The sequence below is a fragment of the Gelatiniphilus marinus genome (assembly GCF_042684345.1).
In the GTDB taxonomy this organism is placed as follows: domain Bacteria; phylum Bacteroidota; class Bacteroidia; order Flavobacteriales; family Flavobacteriaceae; genus Gelatiniphilus; species Gelatiniphilus marinus.
This window is the reverse complement of sequence record NZ_JBHULK010000006.1, coordinates 97,620-114,979: the sequence shown is the minus strand read 5'-3', so window position 1 is coordinate 114,979 and position 17,360 is coordinate 97,620. Positions and strand designations below refer to the sequence as shown.

The window sequence follows — 17,360 nt, the reverse complement described above, 5'->3', positions numbered from 1 at the left end:
TTCGAGAAGCTCAACCTGACAACTTAATTTATAAAGACTTTTTAGTTAGCCTCATTTATTTTAAAAATAAATAATTTAGCATGTCGCAGATAACAGTTTTCGATCAATTTTACCATGCCGTGTTTTCGTTTTATAAAAAACGTTACAAACAAAAGGCAAACAGTATTGCACTGGCTTATGTGTCTTTGCTTCAAATAAGCTTAGTATTGCTTTTGGGCTGTTTTTTTGCTGCTTTTTTTAATCAAATGCGTGCCGATACGATGTCGAGTACAAGTGCGTGGGCATTATTTATTATGTCTGCTATTGCTATTCATTTTAAAAACTGGATACAATACACAGGCAAAAAACGTATGATGATAAACGCAAAAATGGTTAAAAAGAATAAACCTCAAATTAATATTTGGTTGCTTTGGGTTTTGCCATTTATAGCTTTGGTTTTGGCTTATGTTGTGTTTCAAGCTGTTTAGTAAAAACCTTATAGGTCTTTTATTTTACAATTATCACTTCTTAAAAATAGCATACACCGGAAAATGATCGCTGTAACCACCTTGATACCGTTTGCCAACATAAGTTCTAAAAGGCGAACCTTTAAATTTGCCGTTAACAAGTTTTAAAAAATCTTCATCAAAAATATTGGCTGTGTAATATTCATATAAATTATCAGAAGTTTTAAAAAAATTGGTCGAAATTAAAACTTGGTCGAATAAATTCCATTGTCTTTTGTGGTACGTTGTTCCTCGGCTATAAGAGCGCAGTGTTTCAGTAGTGTTAAACAGCTTAAAACCATTAACCAATTGTTTTACGCTGGCGTTGTTTGGATTGTCGTTAAAATCGCCAATAACAATAATTTTAGCATCATCATTTTCTAAGCTTAAAGCCGTAATAATTTCTCCAACTTTGTGTGATGAAGCCATACGCTTAAACTCCGTTTCTTTTTCGCCTTCGCGTCTAGAGGACCAATGGTTTACAATAATGTGTACCTGTTCGCCGTCAAGCAAACCAGAAACCAACAAAACATCTCTGGTGTAATCTGGCGAGCCATCTTCATCGGTTAGTTTTATAGTAAATATTTCAGAAGAAGAAACCTCAAAAGCATTCACATCGTAAAGTAAAGCCACATCAATTCCGCGTTCGTCTAAAGAGTTGTAATGCACATAGTTGTAATTGCAGTTTTCTAAGTGTTTTGAGGCTAATAGATCTTCAATAACCTTAGCGTTTTCAACTTCGCATAATCCCACTATAGCAGGATGTTTCCCCGTTTCTTTTCGGCCAATATTAGAAATGGCAAAGCCTAATTTTCTAAGCTTGTTCTTGTAGCGTTTTGGCGTCCACTTTTTAACCGATGTAGGTAAAAAATCGTTATCATTATTGTGTTTATCGTTGTTTAAATCAAATAAGTTTTCAAGGTTATAAAATGCAACCGTTTGCATATCATCTCGAATAGGAAGGTCTTCATAAGGGTTTACCATAAATAAAAATTATGCTTAAAAATATAAAAGTAATGAATTTTGTAATTGATTATAATTTTAGATTTCCGCATTCGCGAGAATGACAATTTCAAAGGCAACCATGAGTCAAAGCCCCAATAAATTCTTTCTCAAATAAAATGCTTGTAATTATGTAACTTTGCAATATGATAGAAGAGAAAGACCTCAATTTAGAACGAGCCGTTTTAATTGGTATTATAACCAAAGACCAAAACGAAGAAAAATCTAAAGAATATTTAGACGAACTTGAGTTTTTAACCTTTACCGCTGGTGGCGATGTTATAAAACGCTTTACCCAAAAAATGGACATGCCCAATCCAAAGACCTTTATTGGAAGCGGCAAAATGGAAGACGTACGCCAATTTATTGAAGATAATGATATTGGCACCGCTATTTTTGATGACGAATTATCTGCAGCACAAGAACGAAACATAAGTAAAATACTTAATGTAAAGGTGCTAGACAGAACCAATTTAATACTCGATATTTTTGCGCAACGCGCCCAAACAAGTTATGCCAGAACCCAAGTAGAATTGGCGCAATGCGAATATTTATTGCCACGCCTAAGAGGCATGTGGACCCACCTTGAACGCCAAAAAGGGGGTATTGGCATGCGCGGTCCGGGGGAAACCGAAATAGAAACCGATAGACGTATTGTACGCGATAAAATAGCCCTTTTAAAATCGCGTATAAAAACCATCGATAAACAAATGGCTGTGCAACGCGGTAACCGTGGCAAAATGGTTAGAGTGGCGCTGGTAGGTTACACCAATGTTGGCAAATCTACACTAATGAACGTGATAAGCAAAAGCGAAGTATTTGCCGAAAACAAACTATTTGCAACCCTAGATACCACGGTACGCAAAGTGGTAATTCAAAATTTGCCTTTTTTGCTAAGCGACACCGTTGGGTTTATACGCAAGCTGCCAACACAATTGGTAGATAGCTTTAAAAGCACCTTAGACGAGGTTAGAGAAGCCGATTTGCTGTTGCACATTGTAGATATTTCGCATCCTAATTTTGAAGAACATATAGAATCTGTAGAAAAGATTCTGGGCGAAATAAAAAGCGGCGACAAGCCAACAATTATGGTGTTTAATAAAATAGATGCTTACCAAGCCGAACCTTTTGATGACACCGATTTAGTTGCCCAAAGAACCGAAGCCCATTACAGTTTAGACGAGTGGAAAAAAACATGGATGAACAAAGTAGGCAACAACGCCTTGTTTATATCGGCACTAAACAAACAGAATTTAGAAGATTTTAAAAAGCGTGTTTACAACGAAGTTCGCGAAATTCACGTTACCCGTTTCCCGTACAACCATTTCCTGTATCCAGATTATAATTACGAAGATATGTAGTAGTATTTGGGCGTTACCACAAGGGTCGGGCTTTCACTACTCGCTTCCTCCTGCGTCGGCGAGCTCAAACATGCCGTTCAATCCCTAACGCAAAACCCAGTAAAAGCTCAACTTTTACGGGGTTTTATTATTATTAGTTGTATTGTATTGCTTCTTTAATCTAACAGTAAAGTAGTCTTTTTGTCTTTAAATTAAAACTTATAATTAAGCCCAAACATCCAATACGATTGTAATTTGTTATCGGCATTTTCAAGTCTTGCAAGTGCAGTGCTACCTGGTTGGCTTTGCTGGTAGTTAAAAGCTTCCTGCTTATTTTGCCTTAAACCAAAATCAAAACCAACACCAATCATTTTCCATAGCGTGTAACCAAAAGAGTTGGTCCAGGTCCAGTTCGATAAATCTCCAGATTTATAACTTTGAAACATCGATAAGTTTGTTTTAAAACTTACCGCTCCAATTTGTCGGGTATAATCGGCCAGAATTTTAGCACCCATAGAAGACTCAAAATCGATAACCGAATTACTGCTAAACACAAAGTTGTAGTTTAACGGATGCACTACAACCACTAAATCTTTAACAGGTGTCCAAGTAGCACCAACACCCAAATCTAAAAAGCCAGGGTCGTTAAAATTGCTTAAAATTGTAGTTCTGTATTCTGCTAAACCAGAGATTGCGAATTTCTCGCTTAGTTTGTGCCCGTATAACGAGGTTAAATTAAAAACATCGGTAGCTTCTCTAAATTTGTCGCTATCCGTTGGGTCGTCTTTATCATCTAGTTTTACCCAAGACAGGTTTACATTTGCAGCATTTCGCCAAAAGAATTTATCTTGATTTAAGTTTGCAAAAGCATTAACCGTAAAACCAATATTCCCTGAATTGTTATTTGGAGTGCCTTGAGCAAACCAATTTTTAAAACCGGAAATGCTTCCGCCAATGGTACCAAAAGCCCCTTTTTTCCAACCGGGCAGTGCATCAATTTGTCCTTGAATAGCATTAACACGCCCTTGAATGGCAGCGATTGAATCTTTTTTTACCTTTTGAGTTGCTTTTAACTCTTCTAAAGTTTGGGCGTTTATAGAAATTATTCCAATAAGAAAAGTAAAAAATAATAGCGTTTTTTTCATTTTAATTATAGTTAAATATAGAGTTTGTTTAATCAATAAGACCCCAATTTGTTGGTTTAGGTCACACAAAAAAGGGAAATTATTTTTTTTTGAATAAGGGCACCGAAGAGCAGGCTTCGCCATACATAATAGATTTGGCAACCTGTTTTAGTTTTGTTGCCAACATAATATAAGCATTTTGCGGTACAGGTTTACTAGAGCAACCTTTAATAATGATTGGTTTGTTGGTATATTCTGAAACATCGAGTGATTTAAGAACGTCTTGATAGATTGAAGTTTCTAAAACCTCAAGATTACCGATAATGGTTTTTTTAGCAAAAGGCTCTAAATAAACACTTAATAGCATAAACGCCCAAGCCGGAACAATGGCATCGGTACTGCAGGTTAATGCGACATAACAATTTTTGTACTGCGACCAATCGTGTTCGGTGGCTTTTTGCCTAAAATCTTTTTCGCGCAAAACGAAACCTTCAAACAACCAATCTTTGATATCAAAAAGCACACGTTTGCCATCGGGATAATAATCCTCAAGGTTAACGGTTATTAACTTGCTGTTCGCTACGCGATTTATGATTTTGTCTTTCAAAAAAGCATGTTGTTTATTTGTCTCTTCTTAAGCTGAAAAGCTGCGACTGGAAACAGAACGCTGCCAACTGTTTTTAAAGCATCCCCAATTCCAACTTCGCTTCCTCGCTCATTAAATCTTGGCTCCAAGGCGGATCGAAAGTGATTTCAACCTCGGCAGATTTTACTTCGTTTAAAGATTTTACTTTTTCTTCAACTTCTAAAGGCAAAGTTTCAGCAACAGGGCAGTTTGGTGTTGTAAGCGTCATTAAAATTTTAACATCGTAATCTTCGTTTACAAATACATCGTAAATTAATCCGAGTTCGTAAATATCAACAGGTATTTCCGGGTCGTATATGGTTTTTATAACGTTTACTATTTTTTCGCCTAAGGCGTTTACGTCTATTGTTGTATCGCTCATAATTTTAAATTTTTTTCATTTCCGCGAAAGCGGAAATCTGTTTAAGTAGATTCCCGATGTCTCGGGAATGACAGTTTATCTGAAACCAAAAGTTAAAAACTTTTGGAGTGAATTTTTAATTAAGTTGCGTTTGGTATGCAATGGCATACATTTTTAGTTGTTTTACCATACTTACCAAACCATTGGCGCGTGTGGGCGACAAGTGTTCTTTTAAACCTATTTTATCGATAAAACCGGTATCGGCATCAATAATATCTTTGGGGTGCTGGTTTGAAAATACGCGAATTAAAATAGCAATTATACCTTTTGTAATAATGGCATCGCTATCGGCAGTAAATACTATTTTATCGTTGTTCATTTGGGCATGTACCCAAACTTTACTTTGGCAGCCTTTTATAATATTGCTTTCGGTTTTGTATTGCTGGTCAATTAAAGGGAGGTCTTTCCCCAAATCAATCATATATTGGTAGCGTTCTTCCCAATCTTCAAACATTGAGAACTCGTCTATTATTTCGTTTTGAATGTCTTCAATACTCATAGATTCAATTTTATACAAAAATACAACAAGAAATGTTGCTATTCAATATTTTTGGAAATAGATAAGATTTCTTTAACAAGTGCAGCGATTTCTTTTGGAGGATTGCCGTGGTCGAAACTTTGCGACTCGTAAACTACTCCGTTGTATGCAATCTTTAAATTTGCAATGGCAGCGCCATCAAAGAAGCGATTTTTAGAGGGTGCTTTTAGGTTTGATATGTTTTTAACATCAAAAGTTTTAAAAGCTTTAATTAGTTTTTGCCAATCATTTTTATTGCATGCATTGGCTTTAGGTTTGCCGTTTTGTTTGTTTATTACTGAAACTTTTTTTTGATTAATTTTAATTAATTTATAGGTACCTCTTGACAAAGCAGAATATTCAAAACTAACATTTACATTTGTTTCTTCTTTAATAGCTGATAATAATTCTTTCTTTTTATTATAGATTGAAAAGCCATCTTTTGTAAAAACTACTAAATTGGCTTTTTCTAGTGCTTTAAAAAAGTGGGTTTCCATTGTATTTGCCTTAACGTCGCACAGCATTTTAGTAGCTCCTAAAGCGCCAAATTTTAATGTGTTGTTTTCTAAAGAATAAGAACCAAAAAAACGATTGCAACCTGCAAAACCAGCTACTTGTTTTGTACTGTCGTTAAAAACAATGTTGAGGTTGTAAGCTGAAACATCTTTATTATTTAAAGTGTTTATTTTATAAGTTCCGTTTAGTGTTTTAAAAATGGTGTCATCGTTTTTTTGTACTTCTATAATTTTATGGTCTGCAGATGCCCAACAACCGCGTAGCAGAATCAAGCTAAAAAGGGCTAGCATAAATTTCATTTCAATTTAGATTTTTAGTTTATAACAGGATACACAAAAAGGAAGCCAAAATGTTAAGACAACATCATTTTAGCTTTTTTAACACCTGATACTAAAGCATCAATTTCTGCTTTGGTATTATAAAATGCAAAGGAAGCACGAACGGTTCCCGGGATTTTATAAAAATCCATGATGGGTTGCGCACAATGATGACCAGTACGAACGGCAATGCCCATTTTATCTAAAATAGTACCCACATCGTACGGATGGATGGCTTCTAAATTAAATGAAATAACCGATGTTTTGTTTTTGGATGTGCCGTAGATTTTTAAACCCTCAATTTCTATAAGTTTTTTGGTGGCATAATCTAACAACTCGTGTTCGTAGTTTTCAATAGTATTGAAACCGATGTTGTTCATATAATCAATGGCTGCGCCAAAAGCGATGCCTCCACAAATGTTTGGAGTTCCGGCTTCAAATTTATGCGGTAAATCGGCATAAGTGGTTTTCTCGAAGGTAACTTCGGCAATCATTTCGCCACCACCTTGATAGGGCGGTAGTTTGTTTAACCAGTCTTCTTTTCCGTAAAGCATGCCAACACCCGTTGGCCCACACATTTTATGTGCCGAGGCAACGTAAAAATCGACATCCAGTTTTTGAACGTCTGGTTTTATATGCGGACAGGCTTGTGCGCCATCAATTAAAACGGCTGCTCCAACTTGGTGCGCTTTCTCTGTAATATATTCAATAGGATTTATGGTGCCTAAAGCATTTGAAATATGATTTACAAAAACAAGCTTGGTTTTTTCTGAAAGCAAATTATTGTATGCTGCCATTTCCAACTCGCCTTCTTCGTTCATGGGGATGACTTTTAAAACAGCACCGGTGCGCTCGCAAAGCATTTGCCAAGGTACAATATTGCTGTGATGCTCTAAGGCTGAAACGATAAGCTCGTCGCCTTTTTTTAAGAGTGATGAAAAGCCGTTTGCCACTAAATTAATACTGTGCGTTGTGCCCGAGGTGAGTATAATTTCGTGTGAAAACTTTGCGTTGAAATGGGCTTGTATTTTTAAGCGCGCTTGTTCGTATAAATCGGTTGCTTGTTGACTTAAGGTATGTACGCCACGGTGGATGTTGGCGTTGTAATTGGAGTAATAATCTACAATAACATCAATAACCTGTTGTGGGGTTTGCGAGGTGGCTGCATTATCGAAATACACTAAAGGCTTGCCGTTTACTTGTCTGTTAAGTATCGGGAAGTCTTGTCTTATATCGTTTACATTGAACATGGCTGATGGTTTAGCCCCGATAGAAACGGCATCCTTTTTTGCCATTAAAAGCAAAAAAGATACAGTGGATAGCGGGAAATAGCTACAAAAAATTGTTATAAATCGAACCCAATATTAACCCCTAATTTATTGGCGATTATTTTGGTAATGCGTTGTTTTACCTCGGGTATTTTAACCGAGCTTAGCACGTTGTTGCTAAATGCGTACATTAAAAGGGCTTTGGCTTCTTTTTCTGGAATACCGCGCGAACGCATGTAAAACAGGGCGCTTTCGTCGAGTTGCCCAATGGTACAACCGTGAGAGCATTTTACATCGTCGGCAAAAATTTCGAGCTGCGGTTTGGTGTTTATCGTGGCTTTGTCGCTTACCAAAATATTGTTATTGGCTTGAAAGGCATTGGTTTTTTGGGCTTCTTTTTCTACAATAATTTTACCGTTGAAAACACCGGTTGCGTTTTCATTAAAAATGCCCTTGTAGTCTTGGTGGCTCTCGCAATTGGGCTCGATGTGGTGTACCAGTGTGTTATGATCGACATGTTGTTTGTTGCCTATTATGGTAACGCCTTTTAAGATAGAGTTGATGCGTTCGCCTTGTTGATAAAAATTAAGGTTGTTGCGCGTTAATTTACCGCCAAAGGCAAAGGTGTGCACCGATGCAACGCTTTCACGCTTTTGTTTGATAAAGGTATTGTCTATTAATGATGCGTTGGCGTTGTCGTTTTGTATTTTGTAATAATCTACAATGGCGCGTTTATTGGCAAAAATTTCGGTAACGCTATTGGTTAGCACCGCGTTATTGGTTAAACTTTGGTGGCGCTCTATAATTTGCACATGCGAATTCTCGTCAACCACGATTAAGTTACGTGGTTGCATTAAGGATGCCGATTCGCTACCCGTTGATAGGTGGATGATTTGAATGGGGTTTTCTACCAGTTTGTTTTTTGGGATATGAATGTAAGCACCTTCTTTTGAAAATGCCGTGTTGAGCGACGACAGGCTATCTTTTTCGGCAGCTTTGTTGAAATAGTTTTCAATTACCAAACGGTATTTTGGTTTTGTTAGTGCTGCCGACATTAAGCATACATCGATACCATCGTGGGTGGTTTGCGATAGGTGCGATGAGTATTTACCATCTATAAACACTATTTTATAGCTGTCTATGTTATGGATAAAATATTTTTTTATGTCGTTATAGTCTATGGTGCTTTCTTGTTTTGGGAAAACGCTGTAATCTTCTTTAAGCAGTTTGTTTAAGGCTGTGTATTTCCAAGCTTCTTCTTTTTTAGTGGGGAATCCTTTTTCTTCAAATATTTTTATGGCTTGGTTTCTAACATTGTGCACATAAGAATCGACATCTACTTGATCTTCTAATACTAAAAATGATGATACTAATTTTTCTTTTAAATCCATATTGATAAGTATTCAGTTTGCAGTCTTCAGTTTACAGTTAAAAAAGACTGCTTACTGTGGACTGTGGACTAGTTACTGTTATGCGTTCGCTTTTTCTTTAATCCAATCGTAGCCTTTTTCTTCAAGCTCGTGAGCCAGTTCCTTAGGGCCAGATTTTACTATGCGCCCTTCGTGTATAACGTGTACAAAATCGGGTACGATATAATCCAATAAGCGTTGGTAGTGGGTTATAACAATAACAGCGTTGTCTTTGTTTTTTAGTTTGTTTACACCGTTGGCTACAATACGCAAGGCATCGATATCTAAACCAGAATCGGTTTCGTCTAGAATAGCTAATTTAGGTTCGAGCATGGCCATTTGAAAGATCTCGTTTCGTTTTTTCTCGCCACCTGAAAAACCTTCGTTTAACGAGCGCGATAAAAATTTTCTATCAATTTCTAATAAATCGGCTTTTTCACGAATTAGTTTTAGCATGTCTTTTGCCGGCATATCTTCTAACCCTTTAGCTTTACGGGTTTCGTTTATAGCGGTTTTAATGAAGTTGGTAACGGAAACCCCAGGGATTTCTACCGGATATTGAAACGATAGGAAAACACCTTTGTGGGCGCGTTCTTCGGCTGAAAGCTCGTCGATGTTTTCGTTTTCTAAAATGATTTCGCCTTGCTCTACTTCGTACTCTTCTTTTCCTGCAATAACGGATGCCAATGTGCTTTTCCCTGAGCCGTTTGGCCCCATAATAGCGTGTACTTCTCCAGGTTTTACCTCAAGATTGATTCCTCTTAAAATGGCTTTATCTTCAACGCTTGCGTGTAAGTTGTTTATTTTTAACATAATTATTCTTTTCCTAGTTTTATTAGATTATTGTTATCGTTTTTTGAAGCTGTAACGCTTAATATTTCTTTTATTTCCACACGGTTGTCCCAACCTTCTTCACCTTCTGGTTTTTTTGTTATTTTTCCGCGAATCTCGACTTGTACGAAATCTGTGGGTTCTTTTTTAAAGGCTTTAGCTTTTTGGTTTAATTTGTCAACTTTAGGGTTAATAATTACACCGTAAATTTCATCTTCGGTTTGTAAAACTGCGGCGTCTGCATAATAGACAAATTCGCCTATCAATATTTCACCTTCTTTTTTACAGCTAATAAATGTTGACAGCGTTAATAATAGGATGAATATTTTTTTTATTTGCATAATGTTTTTTGCCGGATTTATGAGATTCCTGCCTTAGTAGGAATGACAAAAATGTTACCCAACACTGCCTTCTAAACTAATTTCCAATAATTTTTGAGCCTCAACGGCAAACTCCATGGGGAGTTTATTTAGTACTTCTTTACTAAACCCGTTTACAATTAATGCAATGGCTTTTTCGGTATCGATGCCGCGTTGGTTACAGTAAAAAATTTGGTCTTCACCAATTTTACTTGTGGTTGCTTCGTGCTCTATTTTAGCCGATTTATTTTTAGCTTCAATATATGGGAAGGTGTGCGCGCCACAGGCGTTGCCCATTAATAAACTATCGCATTGCGAAAAATTACGTGCATTTTCTGCTCTGGAATTTATTTGTACCAAACCGCGGTAACTGTTTTGGGATTTTCCGGCTGAAATGCCTTTTGAGATAATGGTGGATTTTGTGTTTTTTCCCAAATGAATCATTTTGGTTCCCGTATCGGCTTGCTGATAATTATTGGTTACTGCGATAGAGTAAAACTCACCAACCGAATTATCGCCTTTAAGAATACAGCTTGGGTATTTCCAAGTAACGGCAGAACCTGTTTCTACTTGGGTCCATGAGATTTTTGCGTTCTTTTCGCAAATCCCTCGTTTGGTTACAAAGTTGTAAACACCACCTTTACCTTCGGCATTTCCGGGATACCAGTTTTGTACGGTCGAGTATTTTATTTCGGCATCATCTAAAGCAATTAGCTCTACAACGGCTGCGTGCAATTGGTTTTCGTCTCTGCTTGGAGCCGTACAACCTTCTAGGTATGAAACGTAACTGCCTTCATCGGCAATAACCAAAGTTCTTTCAAATTGGCCAGTTCCTGCTTGGTTTATTCTAAAATAGGTGGACAATTCCATAGGGCATTTTACGCCTTTTGGAATGTAACAGAAAGAACCATCGCTAAATACAGCCGAATTTAAGGCTGCATAAAAGTTGTCTTTTTGTGGTACTACGGTGCCTATATATTTTTTAACAAGCTCTGGGTGCTCTTTAATGGCTTCAGAGATACTCATAAAAATAATGCCTTTTTCGCCTAATGTTTTTTTGAATGTGGTAGCTACCGAAACCGAATCTACCACAACATCCATGGCAACGCCAGCTAGTTTTTTTTGCTCGTCTAAAGAGATGCCTAGTTTTTCAAAAGTTGCTAATAACTCTGGATCAACTTCATCAATACTATCGTATTTAGGTTTGCTGTTTGGTGCCGAATAATACGAAATACCTTGAAAATCGGGTTTTTCGTAATTTACATTGGCCCAATCGGGTTCGGTCATTTCTTTCCAAACTTTAAAGGCTTCCAATCGCCAATCGGTCATCCATTCGGGTTCTTCTTTCTTTTTTGAAATGGCACGTACCACGTCTTCATTTAACCCATTGGGAAATGTTTCCGATTCTATATCTGTATAAAAACCGTATTCGTATTCTTTGGTTTTTAGCTCTTCGCGTAAATCGTCTTCTGTATACTTCATATTTATTATAAAGATTTAAAGATTAAACAATTCAAAAATTAATGGGCTGAAAAATTTATTAAATCTCACTTTTTTTTAAATAGTTAATAAATTTAGATAATTGTTTAGAGATGTTTTTACTCTCAATTATTAATTCTTGTATGTTTTTACTTTCTATATATTCTAATCTTTCGCAAATTCTTAATAAGCTTCTAACTTCTGCACAAGAACTTTTACTTATGTATAAGAATTTTATAAATTGTTTATTTGATTGTAATTCAAAACCTTCTGCAATATTAAATGGTATTGATAATACTGCTCTTTGAATTTGATTTTTTATATTATAATCAAATGTTTTAAAACTTGTTATTTTATAAATTTTGATTGAAAACTCCAATGCTTATTGATACACTTCTAAATCTTCAAATCGCTTCATTTTTAATTATTAAATCTTTTTAATCTTTTAATAGTTTTATAACGAAAATGATTCGCCACAACCGCAAGTACGATTCGCATTCGGATTGTTGAATACAAAACCAGTTCCGTTTAATCCACCAGAGTATTCTAGGGTTGTGCCTATTAAATACAAGAAGCTTTTTTTGTCTACAATAATTTTTACACCATTGTCTTCAAAAACCTTATCGCCATCTTGCTGTTCTTTATCAAATTTTAAATCGTATGACAACCCAGAACAACCACCACTTTTTACGCCTACGCGAACAAAGTCAGTAGAGGCATTATAGCCATCATCTGCCATAAGCTCGACCACTTTTTTCTTAGCTGTTTCAGAAACTTTTATCATAATTTTTATATAGATTGTGTCTAAATAGAGTGCAAATATACAATATAAGTCATGGATTACCGAATAACCTAACATTATATTAATATATGGTTTTATAGGTTTTTTTTATTGATTTAGAAAGTTGGGATTGCTTATAAACTCATAATCAGAAAGTGATAACAAAAAAGCTTTTAAATCGGCTTTATCTTGACTTGATAATTGCACGCCGCCTTGTGCCACTTTTTTCATTAATGGATCTATAGTTGGCGAATTTTGTAAACCTTCGCTGTAATGATTTATTACTTCTTCTAGTGTCTCAAACCTGCCATCGTGCATATAAGGTGCTGTAAATGCAAGATTGCGTAATGATGGCGATTTGAATTTACCATTATCAGCTGGATCGCCAGTTACTTCGCCTAAACCTAAATCTGTAATTACTGCATCTAAACCATTGTTATGAAACATATTATCGGTCCAAAGTGGGTTTTTATCGCTGCCATGGCAATGGAAGCAGTCACCTTTGGTTTCGTCCATAAAAACATTAAATCCGTTGAGTTCTTCGGGCGTTAAGGTGGCTTCATTTAAAAGGAATTTATCGAATTTTGAATTGGATGAAATTAAAGTACGTTCAAATTGCGCAATAGCTTTGGTAACCAAAGTTGAATCGATTTTTGAAGTGCCAAAAGCCTGTTGAAATAAATTGGGATATTCTAAATGTTGCTGAAGCTCGGTTTCTAATTGCGTCCACGAACTTTTCATTTCTATCGGGTCTGAAACCGGCACAAAAGCTTGGTGTTCCAAACTGAATGCACTCCCGTCCCAAAAGAATTTTTCATCGTAATGCCACGCGAGATTGAATAGTGGCATCGAGTTTCTGTTACCGCGAATACCGTCAACACCATCGCTAAATCGATCAGCATCAGAAAAAGCATTTTCAGGTGCATGGCAATCAGCACATGCTTGTGAGTTATCTGATGATAAAATAGGATCAAAAAACAGCCTTTTTCCTAAAGCAATACCTTCAACAGTTTGAGGGTTATCGATTGGAATAACAGGGTTTAAAATATTGTCTTCAAATAATTGCGGAATTTGTAACGGACTTGGAGTAGCCACATAGGTTTCAACACTTTCATTTGAACACGACGAGCAGATGAAAACAAAAACACAGGCAATATGTAGAATCCATTTTCTCAAAAAGATTAGGGTGTAACAGATTTTAAACTAAATACATGTTGTCCATTTTCAAACATCATAACTTGGGCATTAAAATTAGGCATTAGCGCGTTGTTTAAAGCATTTAAATTCCAGGTATTTGGGTTTTTAAACCACTCTGCAATATTCATTTCAATATTAAATGTCGTATCCTTTTCAATGCTTGCTGCCCCTAAATCAACCTCGAAAAAAGTGTCTTGAAATTCTTTTGGTGTTTTAGAAATATCAACCGCTCTTATAGCATGATAAGCGTAACCAGTTTCGGTTGCCGTATTATCAATGAATTTACCTTCTAATTGCATAAAATGATAGCCACCACCGAGCATTGCAGGGACTGACCATGAAGTAGAATTTAAATCTTGATAATTGTTATTATAATTGTCATCATTATCAAATCCGAAAGTGAAATAAACATGACTGTAATTACCTGAGGGAATTGGTGATGTTGGTGTAAATGATAAATTGGAATCATTAGTAACATCAACTAAATTGTAGCCATCTAAAATAATTTTTTCGCCGTTTGATTTTTGAAAAGTGATTTTGGATATTAAATATCTGAGTTTAGTGATGCTTAATTGTTCGCCATTTTCATTGGTATATTGAATGGTGTTGAAATTGGTGTTTGAAACCGATGTTCCGTCCCATTTATGAGTAAAATTGAATGTTGTATTTACTTGAGTAACGGTATCGTCATTATCTTCGCTACAAGATATGATTAATAAAAAAGCAAATATTATTGAAGCTAATTTTTTCATTTCTTCTTTTTTATCAGACCTACAAGGTTTTTGAAACCTTGTAGGACTTATTTTATTTTGAAAATCAACATATCAGTAAACCCTTTGTTTTCATTTATATCAATATCCGAACTGTTAGTTTCGCCAACAACTATGATGGACTTATCGTTTAGCTCGACAGCATTGTAAGCAAAATCAATAGCGCTTCCACCAATGGTTTTTTGCCATTTTAAACTAGCATTAGCATCTATTTTTATAATCCAAGCATCGTTTTGTCCGTTATTATTTGTAACATCGCCATCACTACTTCTTGAACTTCCTGAAATTAAAAAACCATTATCTTGCGTTTTTGAGACAGATCGAGCCACATCAAAACTGGTGCCTCCAAAAGTTTTCTCCCAAATTATATCGCCTAAAGGCGACATTTTAATCACCCACAAATCGGCTGCTCCGTTGTTTCGAGAAACGTCTAAATCGTTGCTTCTAGTATCGCCAACTATAATATAATTACCATCATTTGAGTTTGTAATACTTCTAGCTTCATCAATTTCTGAGCCTCCAAATGATTTTTCCCATTGTAAAGTTCCAGTTTCTGATATTTTAATCACCCAAAAATCATAAGAGCCTTTATTGTTTGAAATATCGACATCGTTGCTATCTGAAGAGCCAACTAAAATATAACCATTATCGTTGGTTTGAATTACATCGTAAGGTGTATCAGTAAACGATCCGCCATAAAATTTGCTCCATTGTTTATCGCCAGTAGCATTAAGTTTTATGACCCAATAATCGCCGCCAGCATGTTTAGTTGTCAATGATTTACTGTTTCCCAAACCGCCGGAAGCCGTTACATCTAAAACACCAGTTATAAGATAACCATTATCGTTTGTTTCAATTATTGAAATACCATCATCAGCTCCAGAAAACCCATAAGATTTTTGCCAAGATATAATTCCAGAAGCATCTAATTTTAAAATCCAAAAATCACTAGCTCCAGCGTTTTCGGTGACATCGCCATCGTTACTTTGACTAAAACCAAAAACAGCAAATCCGCCATCGGAAGTTTGTATAATATCAGTGCCTCTATCATCATCATTTCCTCCATAAGTTTTTTGCCATTGTAAATTACTGGCTTCATCAAATTTAAGTAACCAATAATCAAACAAATCGTTTTGTTTATTAGTTATATCGGCATCATTGCTTTGGGTATACCCAAAAACTGCATAGCCATTATCTTGAGTTTTAACAACTGCTTTTGCACTTTCATTTTTAGAGCCACCAAAGGATTTTACGAATTCTATTTCGGGTTGAAAAGGAATAGTTTCTTTTGCATCATCTTCATTTTTTGAACAGTTTACAAAGAAGAAAACAAGAATAAAAAGACATAGTATTTTAAGGCATTTTTTCAGCATAAAAATAGGATTATGTGCCGCTTTTTCTAACGATGAACAATCCACCCTCAATATCGCTAATCACAATATTTTCGCTTTCAAAATACGGATATACATTCCAAACACCATTAAAATTTGCACTGTCACTTGATGGAAAGGTATCAAAATATCCAACCTCGGTCATGGCGTTTGATGAAGCCGCAATATTGGTAATATCCAATATTCGTAATCCTGCCCTGTAATTTGCTAAATAGTAAGTGTTTCCTTTTACATAACCATTATGGTCGATGGCTAATGTTGGTCCAAAATAAGTAGAAGATAATGTAGGATTATCTAAATCGCTAAAATCGAAAACCAAAGTTTTGGTATTGTTTCCAAAAAATTGTTCATCAAGTTCGTCCCCAAAAATGAAATATTGTTGATTTTCAGTAAACCAACCTTGATGTGCGTAACCCGAATTTGAGTACGTTATATTTGCAATAAATTGTGGATTTGCTTTATCTGAAACATCAAGAATTACCACTTTGTTAGTGCCAGAGGTACTGCCGTTGCTACCAATGTAGATTTGTTTTCCGGTATAATCGGTATCAGGTCCATTATAAGTTATTGCTTGTGCATCGTGCGAGTATCCGTCGGCAGCATAACCACCAGCTGCAACTGGGTTTTTAGGGTCAGTAATATCAACAAAATTGGGGCCGCCGCTAAAGGTATTGCAACCTACTAAATAGGCAAAACCTTCTTGCTCGTTAATTACAATATTATGGCAATTACCAACACCAGTAAAAACCGCATCGGTGGTAAAGGTTTCTGGCGGATTTGCGACATTACGTAAACGTGTTAAATCGAAAACTTGCATACCGTGGTTATTGGCTTCACTAACAATAAAGGCATGGTCTTTATATACTTTTACGTCTCTCCAAGAACTGCTAACCGTTTCTGTTGGTACATTGCCAAGGTAAATGGGGTTTGTAGGTTCGGTAATATCAATAAAAGCTACATTCGCATCGGTTGCCAATAACACATATTCATTTCCTGTTGTAGAGTCTGTCCAACCCCAAGAATCATTTCCTTCTAAAGCATTAAATGTATTTATTGGTAAATGCGCCATTAAATCATAATCCTTACAAGGGTAAATACCTGCAAAACCATTTTCGCAAATTGCAGCAGGATCTTTAGAATTAACAAAATCGCTATCGCATAAATTGCCTATACCATCATTATCTGCATCTGCTTGATCTGGGTTTGCAATAGATGGACAATTATCTAAGCTTTCTGCGATGCCATCATTATCGGTGTCAATAATGGTATTTACAATTTCTACAGTTTCATTATCGCAAGAATAAGTTATTGATAATAAGAAAATGCTAATACTTAAAATTTTTAGGATGCTGGTGCTTTTTTGAGACATACTCATATTCGCAATTTTTTTAATTATTCTTTTTCAATCTTTAGAATCGATTTTAATATCATAGCATTATATTAAAACGAACGATTTGTTACAAATATTATAATCTTAAAAAACTAATAAATAATGATTTAGATTATATGTTGAGCAACAAAATTAGTT

At 35.7% G+C, this 17,360-nt stretch carries 19 protein-coding genes; 2 read left to right on the top strand and 17 right to left on the bottom strand.

The features are described 5' to 3' along the window. Window positions 1-80 precede the first annotated feature (80 nt). Window positions 81-467: a hypothetical protein gene (locus tag ACFSQS_RS13490; RefSeq protein ID WP_388019945.1), complete on the top strand. Its 387-nt coding sequence runs from the start codon at window positions 81-83 to the stop codon at window positions 465-467. A 33-nt stretch (window positions 468-500) separates the two neighbouring features. Here the strand turns inward: ACFSQS_RS13490 and ACFSQS_RS13485 are convergent, their stop codons facing one another. Beyond that, window positions 501-1,469 (bottom strand): endonuclease/exonuclease/phosphatase family protein, encoded by a 969-nt coding sequence (locus tag ACFSQS_RS13485; protein ID WP_388019942.1) that lies wholly within the window; start codon window positions 1,467-1,469, stop codon window positions 501-503. A 164-nt stretch (window positions 1,470-1,633) separates the two neighbouring features. Here ACFSQS_RS13485 and hflX point away from each other — a divergent pair, with 164 nt between their 5' ends. Then, window positions 1,634-2,848 carry a GTPase HflX gene (gene hflX, locus ACFSQS_RS13480; RefSeq protein WP_388019939.1) on the top strand — a complete coding sequence of 405 codons (1,215 nt, stop codon included), beginning with the start codon at window positions 1,634-1,636 and terminating at the stop codon, window positions 2,846-2,848. A 191-nt stretch (window positions 2,849-3,039) separates the two neighbouring features. Here hflX and ACFSQS_RS13475 read toward each other — a convergent pair whose 3' ends face one another. The 16 genes from ACFSQS_RS13475 to ACFSQS_RS13400 all read right to left on the bottom strand — a co-directional run bounded on the left by ACFSQS_RS13475 (window position 3,040) and on the right by ACFSQS_RS13400 (window position 17,207). Then, window positions 3,040-3,972: a DUF3078 domain-containing protein gene (locus tag ACFSQS_RS13475; RefSeq protein ID WP_388019936.1), complete on the bottom strand. Its 933-nt coding sequence runs from the start codon at window positions 3,970-3,972 to the stop codon at window positions 3,040-3,042. Between the two features lie 79 nt (window positions 3,973-4,051). Next, the gene (locus ACFSQS_RS13470; protein ID WP_388019933.1) at window positions 4,052-4,558 is read right to left on the bottom strand and encodes a DUF2480 family protein; all 507 of its coding nucleotides are present in this window, start codon (window positions 4,556-4,558) and stop codon (window positions 4,052-4,054) included. A gap of 73 nt (window positions 4,559-4,631) precedes the next feature. Continuing rightward, the gene (locus ACFSQS_RS13465) at window positions 4,632-4,958 is read right to left on the bottom strand and encodes a DUF59 domain-containing protein (protein WP_388019930.1); all 327 of its coding nucleotides are present in this window, start codon (window positions 4,956-4,958) and stop codon (window positions 4,632-4,634) included. A gap of 115 nt (window positions 4,959-5,073) precedes the next feature. Further along, window positions 5,074-5,496, bottom strand: coding sequence for a SufE family protein (locus ACFSQS_RS13460; protein ID WP_388019927.1), 423 nt, complete (start codon window positions 5,494-5,496; stop codon window positions 5,074-5,076). 38 nt (window positions 5,497-5,534) lie between these two features. Further along, window positions 5,535-6,329 (bottom strand): META domain-containing protein, encoded by a 795-nt coding sequence (locus ACFSQS_RS13455; RefSeq protein ID WP_388019924.1) that lies wholly within the window; start codon window positions 6,327-6,329, stop codon window positions 5,535-5,537. Between the two features lie 53 nt (window positions 6,330-6,382). After that, the gene (locus ACFSQS_RS13450) at window positions 6,383-7,597 is read right to left on the bottom strand and encodes an aminotransferase class V-fold PLP-dependent enzyme (protein WP_388020179.1); all 1,215 of its coding nucleotides are present in this window, start codon (window positions 7,595-7,597) and stop codon (window positions 6,383-6,385) included. 95 nt (window positions 7,598-7,692) lie between these two features. After that, window positions 7,693-9,006, bottom strand: coding sequence for a Fe-S cluster assembly protein SufD (gene sufD, locus ACFSQS_RS13445; RefSeq protein WP_388019921.1), 1,314 nt, complete (start codon window positions 9,004-9,006; stop codon window positions 7,693-7,695). A gap of 78 nt (window positions 9,007-9,084) precedes the next feature. Next, on the bottom strand, window positions 9,085-9,837 hold the full coding sequence (gene sufC, locus ACFSQS_RS13440) for a Fe-S cluster assembly ATPase SufC (RefSeq protein ID WP_388019918.1): 753 nt from the start codon (window positions 9,835-9,837) through the stop codon (window positions 9,085-9,087). Window positions 9,838-9,839: 2 nt separating this feature from the next. Continuing rightward, window positions 9,840-10,196 (bottom strand): hypothetical protein, encoded by a 357-nt coding sequence (locus tag ACFSQS_RS13435; RefSeq protein WP_388019915.1) that lies wholly within the window; start codon window positions 10,194-10,196, stop codon window positions 9,840-9,842. 54 nt (window positions 10,197-10,250) lie between these two features. Beyond that, complete coding sequence (gene sufB, locus ACFSQS_RS13430; protein WP_388019912.1) at window positions 10,251-11,696, bottom strand: Fe-S cluster assembly protein SufB; 1,446 nt, start codon at window positions 11,694-11,696, stop codon at window positions 10,251-10,253. Window positions 11,697-11,754: 58 nt separating this feature from the next. Then, a complete protein-coding gene (locus ACFSQS_RS13425; RefSeq protein WP_388019909.1) occupies window positions 11,755-12,072 on the bottom strand; it encodes a four helix bundle protein in 318 nt (105 codons plus the stop codon). A gap of 75 nt (window positions 12,073-12,147) precedes the next feature. Next, window positions 12,148-12,477, bottom strand: coding sequence for a HesB/IscA family protein (locus ACFSQS_RS13420; protein WP_388019906.1), 330 nt, complete (start codon window positions 12,475-12,477; stop codon window positions 12,148-12,150). Between the two features lie 105 nt (window positions 12,478-12,582). Then, window positions 12,583-13,650 (bottom strand): cytochrome-c peroxidase, encoded by a 1,068-nt coding sequence (locus tag ACFSQS_RS13415; RefSeq protein ID WP_388019903.1) that lies wholly within the window; start codon window positions 13,648-13,650, stop codon window positions 12,583-12,585. A gap of 5 nt (window positions 13,651-13,655) precedes the next feature. Continuing rightward, complete coding sequence (locus tag ACFSQS_RS13410; protein WP_388019900.1) at window positions 13,656-14,423, bottom strand: MbnP family protein; 768 nt, start codon at window positions 14,421-14,423, stop codon at window positions 13,656-13,658. 47 nt (window positions 14,424-14,470) lie between these two features. Further along, window positions 14,471-15,814, bottom strand: coding sequence for a hypothetical protein (locus tag ACFSQS_RS13405; RefSeq protein ID WP_388019897.1), 1,344 nt, complete (start codon window positions 15,812-15,814; stop codon window positions 14,471-14,473). Window positions 15,815-15,824: 10 nt separating this feature from the next. Further along, complete coding sequence (locus ACFSQS_RS13400) at window positions 15,825-17,207, bottom strand: choice-of-anchor B family protein (RefSeq protein ID WP_388019894.1); 1,383 nt, start codon at window positions 17,205-17,207, stop codon at window positions 15,825-15,827. Window positions 17,208-17,360: the final 153 nt, after the last annotated feature.